The organism is Agromyces sp. CCNWLW213 (genome assembly GCF_037199545.1).
Taxonomy (GTDB): Bacteria; Actinomycetota; Actinomycetes; order Actinomycetales; family Microbacteriaceae; genus Agromyces.
The window spans coordinates 92,236-106,706 of sequence record NZ_JBBBDX010000008.1 but is presented as its reverse complement, the minus strand read 5'-3'; the positions used below and the strand labels follow the sequence as shown (position 1 = coordinate 106,706).

The window sequence follows — 14,471 nt, the reverse complement described above, 5'->3', positions numbered from 1 at the left end:
CGGCGGGCCGCGGCCGCGGCGCGTGCTACGACAGTGCCAGCATCCCCGCGGCGGCGAGCGCGAGGACGAGCCCGCCCCACTGCACCGGGGCGATGCGCTCGCGCAGCACGATCGCCGCGAGGATGACCGTCCCCGCGGGGTACATGGCGCCGAGGACGGCGGCGACCGCCAGGTCGCCCGCGCGGATGCCGAGCAGCAGCAGGATGTTCGCGACGGCGTCGAGCACGCCGCACGCGAGCGCCAGCCCGAGCGCGGTCGACGGGAGCGCGCGGCGTCCCGCCCGGCCGCCGTGCGGGACGCGTCCGTCCGGCCCCGCGGCATCCGTCGCCTGCCCCGGCCCGGCCGTCGCCACCGCAGCGGGCATGCGCGCGGCGCGCGGGCGTGCGGAGAGCGCCAGGACGCCGACCGCGAGGAACAGCACGGACGCCGCCACCACGCGGTTCGCGACGAGCGGCACCACGCCCGACTCGTCGGCCGTGTGCGAGATCACGATGTAGTAGGCGCCGATCGCGAGCCCGGAGCCGACGGCCAGCAGGACGCCCTTCGCGCTCGGCCGCACGGCGCCGCGCTCCGGCACGAATCCCACCAGCACGACCGCGACGAGTGCGAGCCCGAGGCCCCAGACGCCGATCGGCCCGAACCGCTCTGCGCCCACGAGCGTGCCCCAGAGCATCGGCGTGACGGCCGACATGAGGGCGGTGAGCGGCGACAGGATGCTCATCGGGCCGATCGCGAGGCTCGCGTAGAGCAACGCGATGGCGGCTGCACCCACGAGGCCGGACAGCGCGCCCCAGGCGAGGTCGGCCGCCGACCAGTCGCCGCCGAGCACGGGGAGGGCGAGCAGCATCACGGTCAGTCCCGCCACCGCCGCGATCGCGGTGACGAGCACGGCGCTCACGCGCTTCGCCGCGAGACCGCCGAGGAAGTCGGCCGCCCCGTAGACGAGCGCGCCCGTGAGGGAGAGGACCGCGGTGAGCACCGGCTCAGCCTAGGCGGAGGGCCCTCGAGGTGCGCATCTGAGCGAACGCCACTGCTCATGTGAGCAAAATCGGCCGATTCGGTTGAACCGGAGGTGACGACTCGATCAAGAGTCTTCCCCCGCCGCGGTGCGCGACCTAGGCTGCCGAGCAGTGCCGACCGATTCACGACGGGCGGTGCGTGCGACGCCGGGGAACGCGATGCGCGGGGGCCGGCATCCGTCTTGCAGAGGAGATCACGCAATGCAGCAACGTTCCCCCGGCGCGGGCACCGCCCGCGTCACGACCCGGACGCGCGGGCGCCTTGCCGCCGGCGCCGTCGCCACGGCGACCGTCGCGGCGCTCGCCCTCGGCGGAGTCGCCTCGGCACAGGCGGCTCCATCACCGAAGGCGGATGAGGCGCAGATCGTCGACATCAACCTGGTGACGGTCAACGACTTCCACGGCCGCATCGAACAGTCGGGCACCGCCGCCGGAATCGCGCGTCTCGCCAGCGCCGTCGACTCGTTCCGGGCCGAGAACCGGAACACCGTCTTCGCCGCGGCGGGCGACATGATCGGCGCCTCGACCTTCACCTCCTTCATCCAGCAGGACGTTCCCACGATCGAGGCCCTCAATGCCGCGGGGCTCGACGTGAGCGCCGTCGGCAACCACGAGTTCGACCAGGGTTTCGCCGACCTCACCGACCGCGTCATGCCGCTGGCCGACTGGGAGTACCTCGGTGCCAACGTGTACACCAAGGGGACCCAGGATCCAGCGCTTCCCGAGTACTGGACCGCGACGTACCAGGGCGTGACCATCGGCTTCGTCGGCGCGGTCACCGATGAACTGCCCTCGCTCGTGAGCCCGTCGGGCATCGAGGAGATCGAGGTCGGCTCGCCGGTCGAAGCCGCCAACCGGGTCGCCGACCAGCTCAGCGACGGCCGGAAGAACAACGGCGAGGCCGACATCGTCGTCATGCTCGTGCACGAGGGCGCCGCCGACACCACCCTCGCCTCGGCCACCGATCCGGACTCCCGCTTCGGCCAGATCGTGCTGAACGCGAACGACAACATCGACGCGATCGTCTCCGGCCACACCCACTTGGCGTACAACCACGTGATCGACGGTCGCCCGGTCATCTCGAGCGGGCAGTACGGCGAGCGGTTCAGCAACATGGAGATCAGCTACAACCGCAAGACCGACACCCTCCTCTCCATGGAGAACACCATCTACACGATGGCGACCGCGTTCGACGCGAACAACAACGTCACCGCGTGGCTGTTCGAGCCCGACCCCGAGATCGTCCCGATCGTCGAGGAGGCCACCGCCGTCGCCGATGAGCTCGGCAACGTCGTGATCGGCGTCGCGGAGGGCGCGCTCAACCGGGCGCAGCGGCCCGGAACGGTGAACGGCCAGCCCGCTCTGGTCGAGAACCGCGGCGGGGAGTCGACGCTCGGGAACCTCGTCGCCGATGTCCAGCTCTGGGCGCTGAATCAGGACCGCCCGGCCGACGACCTCGTCGAGATCACGTTCATGAATCCCGGCGGTCTCCGTGCCGACATCGATGCCGGCGACACGACGTACCGCGAGGCCGCGAACGTGCAGTCCTTCGCGAACACGCTCGTGACGCTCGAGCTGACCGGCGCGCAGATCGAGGCGATCCTCGAGGAGCAGTGGCAGCCTTCGGGCGCGTCGCGGCCGTTCCTGAAGCTCGGCGTCAACGAGGCGCTCACGTACACCTATGACCCGACCGCCGCGCAGGGAGAGCACATCACCGAGATCCTCCTGAACGGTGCGCCGCTCGATCCGAGCGCGACCTACCTGGTCGGTGCGAACTCGTTCCTCGCCTCCGGCGGTGACAACTTCGTCACCTTCCGTCAGGGCGTGAACAAGGCCGACAGCGGGAAGATCGACCTCGCAGCCATGGTGGACTACTTCCAGACATTCGGCACCGTCACTCCCGACTACGCGCAGCGCGCGGTCGGCGTCGACGTGGTGAGCGTCGTGGGCGACACGGCGACGGTGAACCTGTCGTCGCTCGACTTCAGCACGACCGAGCCGAAGGCGGGCACGGTCACGGTCTCGCTCGACGGTGTCGAACTCGACACCGCCACGGTCGACGCGTCGTTCCCGACTCCGCCGACGTACGACGAGATCGGCCGGGCCACCGTGTCGTTCGCCGTTCCCGCGGGCGCGACCGCGGAGTCCCGCTTCGTGATCACGACGCCGACCGGCACGACGAGCTCGTTCGTCCTGCCGCTCTGAGCGCATGAAGGGCCGGGCACCTCGGTGCCCGGCCCTTCGTCGTGCGACCCTCCGGTCGACCCTCCAGGCCGCCCCGATTAGGCTGGACGCGTGAGTCCCCGAGGTGCACGCGCGGCGCGCGGCGCGGCCGTCGCCGCGTTCGCGACGCTGGCGGCTTCGGTCGCGCACACGGTCGGCGGCGGCACGCCTCCCGGCGTGATCGCGATCGCGCTGGCCCTCGCCTTCTCGACGCCCCTCGCGATGGTGCTGTCGGGCGAGCGGATGCCGGTGCTGCGGGCGTCGGTCGGGGCGATCGTCGCCCAGGCGGCCCTGCACCTGTTCTACGCGCTCGGCACGGCCGGCGGCGGCACGGCGGCATCCGTCGGCGGCCACGCCGCGCACGGTGCGCCGTCCCTCGCCACCCGGGCGGATGCGAGCCCGTCGATCCTCTTCCTCGACCACGGGCACGCCGTCGCGATGCCGGTCGCCCACGTGGCCGCCGCCGCGCTCACCGTCATCGCGCTCGCACTGCTCGGCCGGGCTGCGCGCGCGGTCGCGACCGCGTTCGACACGGCCGTCCGCGGACTGCGGCTGCTCGCCGAGGTCGTCGCCGGGCTTCCGGTCGCCGCCTCCGTCCGTCACCGGATCCCTGCCGTCCGCGGGAGTGCCCCGGCGCTCGCCCTCGTCCTCCTCTCGTCGCAGCGGCATCGCGGACCGCCGGCGTCGTCCGTCGCGGCCTGACCGGCCGCGGGACGACCCCGAACCCGCAAGCGCGGGCGCACCGAACCACTCCGCCGTCCATCGGCCCTGCGCTCGCATCCAGACGAGAGAAGATCCATGCGTTCCATCACCCGTTCCGCATCCATCGCGGCGTCCGCCCTCGGCGCCGGCGTCCTGCTCGCCCTGGCCGGCCCGACGGCCGCGCAGGCGCACGTCGTGGTGACCCCCGACGACCCGGCCGCCGGCTCGTACACCGTGCTCGAGTTCGCGTCGGGCCACGGCTGCGACGGCTCGCCGACCACGTCGTTCGCCGTCGGGATCCCCGAATCCATCCTGTCGGTCACGCCCACCCTGAAGGAGGGCTGGACCGTCGAGAAGGTCATGGTCGAACTCGACGAGCCCGCCGAGGGCGCGCACGGCACGACCGTCACCGAGCGCGTGGGCCAGGTCGTGTACACGCCCGGCGCGCCCATCGAGGACGGCTACCGCGACTCGTTCGAGATCCAGGTGCTCCTGCCGGAGGACGCCGAGGGCGAGCGGCTCGAGTTCCCCGTGCTCCAGACGTGCGTCGAGGGCGAGAACGACTGGAGCGAGTCGGCCGCAGACGGTGCCGAGCCGGAGTTCCCGGCCCCCGCGATCGAGGTGGGGCCGGCCGAGGGCGACGCGCACGGCCACGGCGCTGACGAGGAACAGGCCGACACCGCGGGCGACGGGGCGACGGATGCGACGGCGACCGCCGCGTCGGACGCGTCGGTCGACGTGCTCGCCCGGGTCGTCGGCATCGCGGGGCTGGCGGTCGGCGTCGTGGGCGTCGTCCTGGCCGTCGCCGCCCGGCGCGGGACGAGGTCCTGACATGTCGGCCGCGTCCATCCGAACGACCGCCGCGGCCGCGGCGTCCGCGCTCGCGCTCGCCTGGGCGGCCCTCGCCGCGCCGGTCCCCGCCTTCGCCCACAATTCGGTGATCGACGAGGGGCCCGAGGCTGACTCGAGGATCTCGGCCCAGCCCGGCGAGGTCTGGATCGAGACCAACGACGCGCTGCTCGACCTCGACGGGGCCACGGCGCTCGACGTCATCGGCCCCGACGGCCGGCACTACGCGACGGGGTGCCCGACCGTCGACGGCGCGATCGCGAGTGCTCCCGCCGACCTGGGGCCGGCGGGCGAGTACACGGTGGCCTGGCGGGTCGTCTCGGCCGATGGGCACCCGATCACCGGCGACTTCGCATTCGACTGGGCTCCGGCCGACGGCGAGGCCGTCGCCCAGGGCTCGGCCGAGGCGGCATGCGGCGCGGCATCCGGCGGTGACGCCGGCGTGGACGCCGGTTCCGCCGGGGGCGAGGCCGACGAGACCTCGGACGCCGCGGCATCCGGCGCCGGCGATGCCGTGTGGATCGCGGGTGCGGTCATCGCCGTGCTCGCAGCCGGCGTGGCGGCGTTCGCCCTGACCCGGCGACGCCCGGGGCCGGACGCCGCGACCGACGTTGCGCCCGAGGAGTCGTCGGCGGCCGGCGCCGCCGAAGCGTCCGCTCCCGGCGACGAGCCCCGGGACGGGCGCTGACGCCCCGCCGGGCGCGGTTCCGGGATCAGGTCCCGCGGAACGCGTCCGGCGGCAGGGCGCTCTCTCCGTCGGCGATCGCCCGCACGAGCCGGTCGGCCACGGCCGCGGGGTCGTGTCCCGCCGGGAACTTCGGCGCGGTGCCGAACATGGGCCGTCCGGCGAGGCCCGTCTCGGTGTGGCCCGGTCGTGCGTCGAGCAGGCGGATGCCGCTGCGCCGGAGCTCGCGACCGGCGGCGGTGAGGTACGCCGAGAGCGCCGCCTTGGAGGCGGAGTAGCTCGCGAGTCCCGCGGTGGGCAGCTCGGCGACGATGCCCGTGAGGGCGAGCACGACCGGCTCCCGGCCGGCCGCCGCCGAATCGCGCAGCGCCGGGAGCGCCGCGGAGACGATCCGCATGGGCGCGAGCGCGTTGACGGTGAACAGCGTCTCGAGGTCCTGCTCGGCGGTCTCGGCCACCGAGTCGAAGCCCACGACTCCGGCCGCGAGCACGATCACGTCGACTCCGCCCAGCGCCTCGACGGCGCGACCGACGATCGCCTCGGGGGCGGTCTCGTCGGTCAGGTCGACCGCGATGACGGTGTCGGCGCCGGCGCGTGCGCCGAGGCGGGCCTCGTCGCGTCCGCTCAGGGCGACGCGGGCGCCGCCCGCAGCGAGCCGTTCGGCGATCAGGTTGCCGAGCACGCCGGTCGCGCCGACGACGAGCGCGCGGGTGCCGTCGATCCGTGTCATGCAGAGAGCGTAGGTCGGGCCGATGCCGCCGCGCGCGCGTTCCCAGCACTCTCGCACCCGGCGCCCACCGTTCCTCCACACCCGCGTCGACCGCCGCCGCCCGGTGGTCGTCCGTCCGCCGGGCGCGCCGTCCGAGGCGGCGGGTAGGGTCGACGGGTGACCTGGAACGACGAGCCCGACTCGGCCCTCGCCCCCGCGTGGGACGAGGCGCCGTGGAACCCGGACGAGCTCGTCCCGCCCGACGACGAGTGGGCGCCTCCGCCGCCCTCCGAGCCGGTGTCGGGCGGCTCCGCCGCCGGGCTCGCGGGTGAGCGGATGCCGCGCGCCGGCGGCGTCCCGGCCGCCGCTCCGCCGCGGTTCGCCTCCCCGCTCGAGGCGCTCCGCACCGTCTACGGCTACGACGCGTTCCGCGGCGAGCAGGCCGCGATCATCGAGCACGTCGCGGCTGGAGGCGACGCGGTCGTCCTCATGCCCACGGGCGGGGGCAAGAGCCTGTGCTACCAGGTCCCGTCGCTCCTGCGTGAGGGCACGGGCGTCGTCGTCTCGCCGCTCATCGCCCTCATGCACGACCAGGTCGATGCGCTCGTGCGCAACGGCGTCAGCGCCGGCTACCTCAACTCCTCCCAGTCGCCCGCCGAGCGAGCGCAGGTCGAGCGCGCGTACCTCGCCGGTGAGCTCGACCTGCTCTACGTGGCCCCCGAGCGACTCGGCTCCGAGCAGACGAAGCGCTTCCTCGAGCGCGGCACGATCGCCCTCTTCGCGATCGACGAGGCGCACTGCGTCGCCCAGTGGGGCCATGACTTCCGGCCCGACTACCTCGCGCTCGCCGAGCTCGCGGAACGCTGGCCCGATGTGCCGCGCATCGCCCTCACCGCCACGGCGACCGAGGCGACGCATCGCGAGATCACCGAGCGGCTCTCGCTCGGCGAGGCGCGGCACTTCGTCTCGAGCTTCGATCGACCCAACATCCAGTACCGCATCGCCCCGAAGCTCGACGTCCGGCGGCAGTTGCTCGACTTCGTCCGCACCGAGGGGCGCGACGCCGATGGCCGTCCGGTCCCGGGCATCGTGTACGCGCTGTCTCGGGCGAGCACCGAGAAGCTCGCGTCCTTCCTCGCGTCGAACGGCGTCGACGCGATGCCGTACCACGCGGGTCTCGACGCTGGGCTCCGCCGTCGTACGCAGGAGCGCTTCCTCCGCGAGGACGGCGTGGTCGTCGTCGCCACGATCGCGTTCGGCATGGGCATCGACAAGCCCGACGTGCGGTTCGTCGCGCACGTCGACCTGCCCAAGTCGGTCGAGGGCTACTACCAGGAGACCGGTCGCGCGGGCCGCGACGGACTGCCGGCCACGGCCTGGCTCGCGTACGGCCTGCAGGACGTGGTCCAGCAGCGCCGCATGATCGACGAGAGCCCGGGCGACCTCGCGCACCGGCGCCGGCTCGCGGCGCACCTCGACGCGATGCTCGCGCTCTGCGAGACGGTGCAGTGCCGCCGGCAGAACCTGCTCGGCTACTTCGGCGAGGACAGCCGGCCCTGCGGCAACTGCGACACGTGCCTCGAGCCGCCCGAGTCGTGGGACGGCACGGTGGCATCGCAGAAGCTCATGTCGACCATCGTCCGGCTGCAGCGCGAGCGCGGCCAGCGCTTCGGCGCCGGCCACCTCGTCGACATCCTCCGGGGCAGGCGGACTCCCCGGGTCGAGCAGTACGGGCACGACCGCCTCGCGACCTGGGCGATCGGCGACGACCTCTCCGAGCAGCGCTGGCGCGGCGTCATCCGGCAATTGCTCGCCCAGGGGCTGCTGCAGACGGTCGGCGAGTACGGCGTGCTGACCCTGACGGATGCCTCGGCGGCCGTGCTCTCGGGCGATCGGTCGGTCGCGTTCCGCACCGAGGCCGAGCGCCCGGTCCGGGCCTCGCGATCCGCGCGCTCGGCGGCACCCGCCGCGGCCGACCTCGAGCCGGCCGCTGCCGAGCTGTTCGAGGCGCTGCGCGCGTGGCGGGCCGCGGAGGCCCGCGAGCAGGGCGTCCCCGCGTACATCGTGTTCGGCGATGCGACGCTGCGCGCGGTCGCGGCGGCGCGGCCCTCCGCGCTGGGCGAGCTCGACGGCGTCCCGGGCATCGGGGCGAAGAAGCGCGAGGCGTACGGCGAGGCCCTGATCCGCGTGGTCGCCGAGCACGACCGCTGACCCGCGCCGGCCGACGCGTCCGACCGGCGGCTCGAACGGGCCACGACCTCGCGACGCCTGGGCAGGGGACCTTCGGTCCGACGCCTGGGCGCGGGACCTTCGGTCCACCGCCGCCGGACCGTGCTCGCTACCCTCGCAACCACAGGCCGCGCCGACGCGAGCTGGAGGAGGAGCCGACATGTCCGAAGCCCAGGTGAACCGGCCGGTCACGATCACCGTCATCGGCGGCCTGGCCCTGCTCGCCGGAGCGATCGACCTGATCTCCGGCATCCTCCTGTTCTTCCTCCTGCCCAACGAGGAGGTCGTCGCGAACTTCGGCGGCGCCGGCGGGCTCATGACCGCGGCCATCGCCTCGATCCTGCTGGGCCTGATCACCGCGGTGCTCGCGCGCGGCCTGCTCGTGGGCAGCGCGCCGACGCGCCTCGTCGTGACGGTGCTCCAGGTGCTGTCGATCATCGGTTCGCTGTTCATGGCCGTCGCCTATATGGGCGACCCCTCCGTGGTGGGGGAGTGGTTCGGTCTCGCCGTCTCCGTCGTGCTGCTCATCCTGCTCTGGACCCCGAAGGCCACGCGGTTCTTCGAGGGCGCCACCGCCGCGTCCACCACGTGAGCCGCCTGCGGCGGGTTCGTGGGGAGCGTCACCGCCGTTGTGGATAGTCCAACGTGAGCCGACCGCCGGTTTGTATCTCTCCACAGTCCGCGTCGCATCCGTCGCGCGCCCGTTTGTAGGCCGCTGACGCACTTTTTCGGCCGTCGTCGCGCCCGCCATAGCGTGAGAGGAAGCCCAGATCCCGCGTACGAAGGACGAACCGACGATGGTCGACACGGCATCACGAACCGATACCACCCCCGCGCCGAAGGTCGAGCGCCCGGCGACCCCGGAGCGCGCCTCCCAGGCCACCCCCGCGAACACCCCGATCGACGCGCAGGCGGCGCCGGTCGTCGACGTCGCGGCCCTCGGCCGCCAGCTCCTCGGCACGTGGGCCGACATCCGCCTCGAGGCGCGGGCACGCGCGGCGCAGCCCGAGTTCCAGCGCATCGAGGGCCAGACGATGGCCGAGCATCGCGACCGCGTGCTCGGGCAGCTGAAGCTCCTCGTCGAGTCCGGCGCCATCCAGAAGGCGTTCCCGAAGGAGCTCGGCGGGGCCGACGACCACGGCGGGAACATCGCCGCGTTCGAGGAGCTCGTGCTGGCCGACCCCAGCCTCCAGATCAAGTCCGGCGTGCAGTGGGGCCTGTTCGGCGCGGCCGTGCTCCACCTCGGCACGAGCAGCCACCACGAGAAGTACCTCCCCGGCATCATGTCGCTCGAGGTGCCCGGCGCCTTCGCCATGACCGAGACGGGGCACGGGTCCGACGTCGCGTCGATCGGCACGACGGCGACCTACGACCCCGAGTCCGAGTCGTTCGTGCTGCACACCCCGTTCCGCGGCGCCTGGAAGGACTACCTGGGCAACGCGGCGCTGCACGGCATCGCCGCCGTCGTGTTCGCGCAGCTCGTCACCAAGGGCGTGAACCACGGCGTCCACGCGTTCTACGTGCCGCTCCGCGACGGGAACGGCGACTTCCTCCCCGGCATCGGCGGTGAGGACGACGGCCTCAAGGGCGGCCTCAACGGCATCGACAACGGCCGCCTCCATTTCACGAACGTCCGGGTCCCCCGCGAGAACCTGCTCAACCGCTACGGCGACGTCGCCGCCGACGGCACGTACTCGAGCCCCATCGCGAGCCCCGGGCGCCGCTTCTTCACGATGCTCGGCACGCTCGTGCAGGGCCGGGTCTCGCTCGACGGCGCCGCGACCGCGGCATCCGCCATGGCCCTCGACATCGCGATCACGTACGGCACGCAGCGCCGGCAGTTCAACGCCGGGAGCGACACCGACGAGGAGGTGCTGCTCGACTACCAGCGCCACCAGCGCCGCCTGCTGCCGAAGCTCGCGACCACGTACGCGCAGTTCTTCGCGCACGACGAGTTCCTCGTGAAGTTCGACGCGGTGTTCTCGGGCGCGGCCGACACCGACGACGACCGGCAGGACCTCGAGACCATGGCGGCGGCCCTGAAGCCCCTGTCGACGTGGCACGCGCTCGAGACCCTCCAGGAGGCCCGCGAGGCCTGCGGCGGTGCGGGCTTCCTCGCCGAGAACCGGCTCGTCGGGCTGCGCCAGGACCTCGACATCTACGTCACCTTCGAGGGCGACAACAACGTGCTGCTCCAGCTGGTCGCCAAGCGCCTGCTCACCGACTACTCCGCGCAGTTCCGCAAGGCCGGCGTGGGCGTCATGGCGCGCTACGTCGCCGCCCAGGCGGCCGACCGCGCGATGCACGGCGTGGGGCTCCGCCGTCTCGCCCAGACGGTCGCCGACTTCGGCTCGACCGCGCGGTCGGTCGTCGACCTGCGCGACGAGGAGACCCAGCGCGAGCTGCTCACCGACCGCGTCGAGGCGATGATCGCCGAGATCGCCGGTCGGCTGCGCGACGCGCGCAAGCTGTCGAAGGCCGAGGCCGCCGCGGCGTTCAACCGCAACCAGAACGAGCTCATCGAGGCGGCCCGCGCGCACGCCGAGCTCCTCCAGTGGGAGGCGTTCACCCGCGCGCTGCACCGCACCGAGCACGAGGGCACGCGCCAGGTGCTGACGTGGGTGCGCGACCTGTTCGGCCTCGGCCTCGTCGAGAGGCACCTCGCGTGGTACCTGATCCACGGCCGGCTCTCGTCGCAGCGCGCCCAGGCCGTGACGGCGTACATCGACCGCCTGATCGAGCGGCTCCGGCCGTACGCGCTCGACCTCGTGGACGCGTTCGGGTACGAGCAGGCGCACCTGCGCGCGGCGATCGCGTCGGGCGCCGAGCAGGAGCGCCAGGACGAAGCGCGCGCCTACTACGCCGCGCAGCGCGAGGCGGGCACGCTCCCCGTCCCGGAGAAGACCGTCAAGCGGTAGTCGCCGGATGCCGCATGCGGGCCGGGCGCTGGTGCGCCCGGCCCGTCGTCGTGCTCGGCTTCACCGCCGCGGCGGTGCGTCGTCCTCGCCGGGCGGCTTCATGATCGCGCCCGCCGCGAGGCCGACCGCGATCCCGGTCGCGAGCCAGAGCCAGAACCCGGTCCAGAGGCTGACGCCGAGGCCGACGAGCACGCCGACGACGAGACCGACGATCAGCTGCCGTCGGCGTGCGGGGGACATCGGTTCGCGTGCGGCCATGGGGTCCAGCGTAGGCGCGCCGCGGAGGCCTCCGTCGCCGGGTCAGAGCAGGCCGAGCGCGCGGACCGCCTCGCGCTCGTCGACGAGCTCGGCGACCGACGCGTCGATGCGCTCGCGGGCGAAGGCGTCGACGCCGAGGCCCTCGACGACCGTCCATTCGCCGCCCTCGGAGACGACGGGGAACGACGAGATCACGCCCTCGGCGACGCCGTACTCGCCGTTCGACCACAGCGCCGCGCTCGTCCAGCCGCGGTCGCCCGTGCCCAGCACCCAGTCGCGCACGTGGTCGATGGTCGCCGAGGCGGCCGAGGCCACCGATGACGACCCGCGCACCTCGATGATCTCCGCGCCGCGCCGGGCGACCCGCGGGATGAACTCGTCGACGAGCCAGGCGCGCGCCGCCTCGGTCCCGCCCGTGCGGGCGGCGAGCAGCGCGGGCACGGGGTCGCCGTCGGCCGTCGCGTGCGCCACATCCGGGAACTGGGTCGCGGAGTGGTTGCCCCAGATCGTGATGCCGCGGATGCCGCCGACCGGTGCGCCGAGCGCGCCCGCGAGCTGCCCGAGGGCGCGGTTGTGGTCGAGCCGCGTGAGCGCGGTGAAGCGGTCCCTCGGGACGTCGGGGGCGTGCGAGGCCGCGATGAGCGCATTCGTGTTCGCCGGGTTGCCCACGACGGCGACGCGCACGTCGTCGGCGGCGTGATCGTTGATCGCGCGGCCCTGGGGCCCGAAGATGCCGCCGTTCGCCTGCAGCAGGTCGCCGCGCTCCATGCCGGCGGTGCGAGGGCGTGCTCCGACGAGCAGCGCCACGTTCGCGCCCTCGAACGCCGCGGCCGCATCGTCGGTGACCTCGACGTGCGCGAGCAGGGGGAACGCGGAGTCCTGCAGCTCGAGCGCCGCGCCCTCGGCCGCCCGGATGCCCTGCGGGATCTCGAGCAGGTTGAGCCGCACCGGGGTCTCGGCCCCGAGCATCGCCCCGGAGGCGATCCGGAACAGCAGCGCGTAGCCGATCTGCCCGCCGGCGCCCGTGATCGTGATGGTGACGGGAGTGCGACTCATGAGGCGAGCCTACGCCGGGCGCCGCGACGCGACATCCGCTCGGCGCCTCACCAGCCCATGCTGCCGGGGACGCCCTTGAACGGTCCGGCGAGGTTCGAGGTGACCCAGCCGCCGTAGAACGAGCCGGGCTGCGGCGAGACGCGCTCGCCGTCGACCGTGCACGCGTCCATCGGCCCCGCGTACACGGCGACCCGGTCGCGGAGCGCCTCGAACCCGGGCGACGGCGAGGGGTAGTTCCACGCGGCCCGCTCAGCGGTGCGGCCGCCGCCGTGCACGCTGAGGTACCGGGCGGCGCCCTTGAACTCGCAGAACGACGAGCCGGCTGCCGGCGTCAGCGCACCGTCGGCGAAGGCGGCGACGGGCAGGTAGTAGACCGGCGGATGGCTCGTCTCGAGGACGCGCACGACGTCGCGCGTGTCGGCGATGCGCTCGCCGCCGAGGTCGATGGTGATCCGCACGTCCACGTGCTCGACGCGCGGCGGGCGCGGGTAGTCCCAGACGGACTCCTGCCCGGGGCGCACTGGGTCGGGAACCGGTTTCATGCGCGACACGGTATGCGGCGATACTGGGAAGGGGCCATGACGGATGCCACCGCGGCATCCGGAGCGGCGCGCCGCCGGGCGGCGGCATCCGCCGGTCGATAGCGTGACCGGCAGGGGGGAAGCATGAGGGACCTGTATCCGGAGATCGAGCCGCTCGAGACGGGCATGCTCGACGTGGGCGACGGCCAGCACATCTACTGGGAGGTGTCGGGCAACCGCGAGGGCAGGCCCGTCGTGTTCCTGCACGGCGGCCCGGGGGGCGGGACGACGCCGACCCACCGGCGACTGTTCGACCCGGCGAAGTACCGGATCGTGCTGTTCGACCAGCGCGGCTGCGGCTTCTCGATCCCCCACGCGTCCGAGCCGGGCGCCGACCTCTCCGCGAACACCACGTGGCACCTCATCGCCGACATGGAGCGGCTGCGCGGGCACCTCGGCATCGACCGCTGGCAGGTCTTCGGCGGGTCGTGGGGCAGCGCGCTCGCCCTCGCGTACGCCGAGACCCATCCGGAACGCGTCACGGAGCTCGTGCTGCGCGGCATCTTCACGCTTCGCCGCCAGGAGCTCGACTGGTTCTACGAGGGCGGCGCGTCCGCCGTCTTCCCCGACCTCTGGGAGGACTTCCTCGCGCCCGTGCCGTACGCCGAGCGCGCGCACCTGATCGAGGCGTACGGTCGCCTGCTCGCCGATCCCGATCCGGCGGTGCACCAACCGGCGGCGATCGCGTGGTCGCGCTGGGAGTCGTCGACCATCACGCTGCTCCCGCAGGCCGAGACCATCGCGCGGTTCACCTCGCCCGAGTACGCCACCGCGTTCGCCCGCATCGAGAACCACTACTTCCGGCACGGGGGATGGTGGGAGGAGGGCCAGCTCATCCGCGACGTCGGCCGGCTCCGGGGCATCCCGGCGGTCATCGTGCAGGGCCGCTACGACATGTGCACCCCGATGATGACCGCGTGGGACCTGCACCGGGCCTGGCCCGAAGCCGAGCTGCGCATCATCGACGATGCCGGTCACGCGTTCGACGAGCCGGGCATCCTGGCGGCGCTCATCGCCGCGACCGACCGGTTCGCCGAGGCGGATCGAGCAGGTCTCGACGATGATCCGGCCGCCGAGCGGCCGGCGGAGGACGCGGACGACGAGCCGGCCGATGCGGACGAGGACGAGGACGACCTCGAGGAGGAGGAGCGGGCCGATCTCGTCGATGACGACGACATCGACGACGACGACGACGAAGACGAAGACGACGAAGACGACGACCTCGACGGCGACGATGCGGGC

12 protein-coding genes and 1 pseudogene are annotated in these 14,471 nt (G+C 73.3%); 8 read left to right on the top strand and 5 right to left on the bottom strand.

Going from position 1 to position 14,471, the window contains the following annotated elements; translation table 11 throughout:
• Positions 1-25: 25 nt before the first annotated feature.
• Complete coding sequence (locus tag WBQ80_RS14585; RefSeq protein WP_336573565.1) at positions 26-979, bottom strand: EamA family transporter; 954 nt, start codon at positions 977-979, stop codon at positions 26-28.
• Between the two features lie 241 nt (positions 980-1,220).
• On the opposite strand from WBQ80_RS14585, the gene WBQ80_RS14580 reads away from it, so the two are divergent.
• From WBQ80_RS14580 to WBQ80_RS14565, 4 genes are all read left to right on the top strand, one after another.
• A complete protein-coding gene (locus WBQ80_RS14580) occupies positions 1,221-3,224 on the top strand; it encodes a bifunctional metallophosphatase/5'-nucleotidase (protein ID WP_336573566.1) in 2,004 nt (667 codons plus the stop codon).
• A 90-nt stretch (positions 3,225-3,314) separates the two neighbouring features.
• Positions 3,315-3,944, top strand: a complete 630-nt coding sequence (locus WBQ80_RS14575; RefSeq protein ID WP_336571810.1) for a hypothetical protein — start codon at positions 3,315-3,317, stop codon at positions 3,942-3,944.
• 96 nt (positions 3,945-4,040) lie between these two features.
• Positions 4,041-4,775 (top strand): YcnI family copper-binding membrane protein, encoded by a 735-nt coding sequence (locus WBQ80_RS14570; RefSeq protein ID WP_336571811.1) that lies wholly within the window; start codon positions 4,041-4,043, stop codon positions 4,773-4,775.
• A 1-nt stretch (position 4,776) separates the two neighbouring features.
• A complete protein-coding gene (locus WBQ80_RS14565) occupies positions 4,777-5,481 on the top strand; it encodes a copper resistance CopC family protein (protein WP_336571812.1) in 705 nt (234 codons plus the stop codon).
• Between the two features lie 25 nt (positions 5,482-5,506).
• On the opposite strand, the gene WBQ80_RS14560 is transcribed toward WBQ80_RS14565, so the two are convergent.
• A complete protein-coding gene (locus WBQ80_RS14560) occupies positions 5,507-6,208 on the bottom strand; it encodes an SDR family NAD(P)-dependent oxidoreductase (protein WP_336571813.1) in 702 nt (233 codons plus the stop codon).
• 315 nt (positions 6,209-6,523) lie between these two features.
• Here WBQ80_RS14560 and recQ point away from each other — a divergent pair, with 315 nt between their 5' ends.
• The 3 genes from recQ (at position 6,524) to WBQ80_RS14545 (ending at position 11,334) form a co-directional block, all read left to right on the top strand.
• Positions 6,524-8,398 (top strand): DNA helicase RecQ, encoded by a 1,875-nt coding sequence (gene recQ, locus WBQ80_RS14555; protein WP_336571881.1) that lies wholly within the window; start codon positions 6,524-6,526, stop codon positions 8,396-8,398.
• 178 nt (positions 8,399-8,576) lie between these two features.
• The gene (locus WBQ80_RS14550) at positions 8,577-9,008 is read left to right on the top strand and encodes a hypothetical protein (protein ID WP_336571814.1); all 432 of its coding nucleotides are present in this window, start codon (positions 8,577-8,579) and stop codon (positions 9,006-9,008) included.
• Between the two features lie 205 nt (positions 9,009-9,213).
• Positions 9,214-11,334, top strand: a complete 2,121-nt coding sequence (locus WBQ80_RS14545) for an acyl-CoA dehydrogenase family protein (RefSeq protein WP_336571815.1) — start codon at positions 9,214-9,216, stop codon at positions 11,332-11,334.
• Between the two features lie 60 nt (positions 11,335-11,394).
• On the opposite strand, the gene WBQ80_RS14540 is transcribed toward WBQ80_RS14545, so the two are convergent.
• From WBQ80_RS14540 to WBQ80_RS14530, 3 genes are read right to left on the bottom strand one after another with little or no spacing between them, the layout of a single operon-like run.
• The gene (locus WBQ80_RS14540) at positions 11,395-11,592 is read right to left on the bottom strand and encodes an HPP family protein (RefSeq protein ID WP_337282590.1); all 198 of its coding nucleotides are present in this window, start codon (positions 11,590-11,592) and stop codon (positions 11,395-11,397) included.
• A 42-nt stretch (positions 11,593-11,634) separates the two neighbouring features.
• A complete protein-coding gene (locus tag WBQ80_RS14535) occupies positions 11,635-12,648 on the bottom strand; it encodes a malate dehydrogenase (protein WP_336571816.1) in 1,014 nt (337 codons plus the stop codon).
• 47 nt (positions 12,649-12,695) lie between these two features.
• The gene (locus WBQ80_RS14530) at positions 12,696-13,190 is read right to left on the bottom strand and encodes a DUF427 domain-containing protein (protein WP_336571817.1); all 495 of its coding nucleotides are present in this window, start codon (positions 13,188-13,190) and stop codon (positions 12,696-12,698) included.
• A 123-nt stretch (positions 13,191-13,313) separates the two neighbouring features.
• Here WBQ80_RS14530 and pip point away from each other — a divergent pair.
• Positions 13,314-14,267: pseudogene (pip, locus tag WBQ80_RS14525) on the top strand (prolyl aminopeptidase); the annotation flags it as partial.
• Positions 14,268-14,471: the final 204 nt, after the last annotated feature.

Excerpts from the sequence above, each read along its gene's own strand:
- WBQ80_RS14570 (WP_336571811.1), top strand. The coding sequence starts at position 4,041 with ATGCGTTCCATCACCCGTTCCGCATCCATCGCGGCGTCCGCCCTCGGC.
- WBQ80_RS14550 (WP_336571814.1), top strand. The coding sequence starts at position 8,577 with ATGTCCGAAGCCCAGGTGAACCGGCCGGTCACGATCACCGTCATCGGC.
- WBQ80_RS14560 (WP_336571813.1), bottom strand. The coding sequence starts at position 6,208 with ATGACACGGATCGACGGCACCCGCGCGCTCGTCGTCGGCGCGACCGGC.
- WBQ80_RS14545 (WP_336571815.1), top strand. The coding sequence starts at position 9,214 with ATGGTCGACACGGCATCACGAACCGATACCACCCCCGCGCCGAAGGTC.
- WBQ80_RS14580 (WP_336573566.1), top strand. The coding sequence starts at position 1,221 with ATGCAGCAACGTTCCCCCGGCGCGGGCACCGCCCGCGTCACGACCCGG.
- WBQ80_RS14530 (WP_336571817.1), bottom strand. The coding sequence starts at position 13,190 with ATGAAACCGGTTCCCGACCCAGTGCGCCCCGGGCAGGAGTCCGTCTGG.
- recQ (WP_336571881.1), top strand. The coding sequence starts at position 6,524 with ATGCCGCGCGCCGGCGGCGTCCCGGCCGCCGCTCCGCCGCGGTTCGCC.
- WBQ80_RS14540 (WP_337282590.1), bottom strand. The coding sequence starts at position 11,592 with ATGGCCGCACGCGAACCGATGTCCCCCGCACGCCGACGGCAGCTGATC.
- WBQ80_RS14535 (WP_336571816.1), bottom strand. The coding sequence starts at position 12,648 with ATGAGTCGCACTCCCGTCACCATCACGATCACGGGCGCCGGCGGGCAG.
- WBQ80_RS14565 (WP_336571812.1), top strand. The coding sequence starts at position 4,777 with ATGTCGGCCGCGTCCATCCGAACGACCGCCGCGGCCGCGGCGTCCGCG.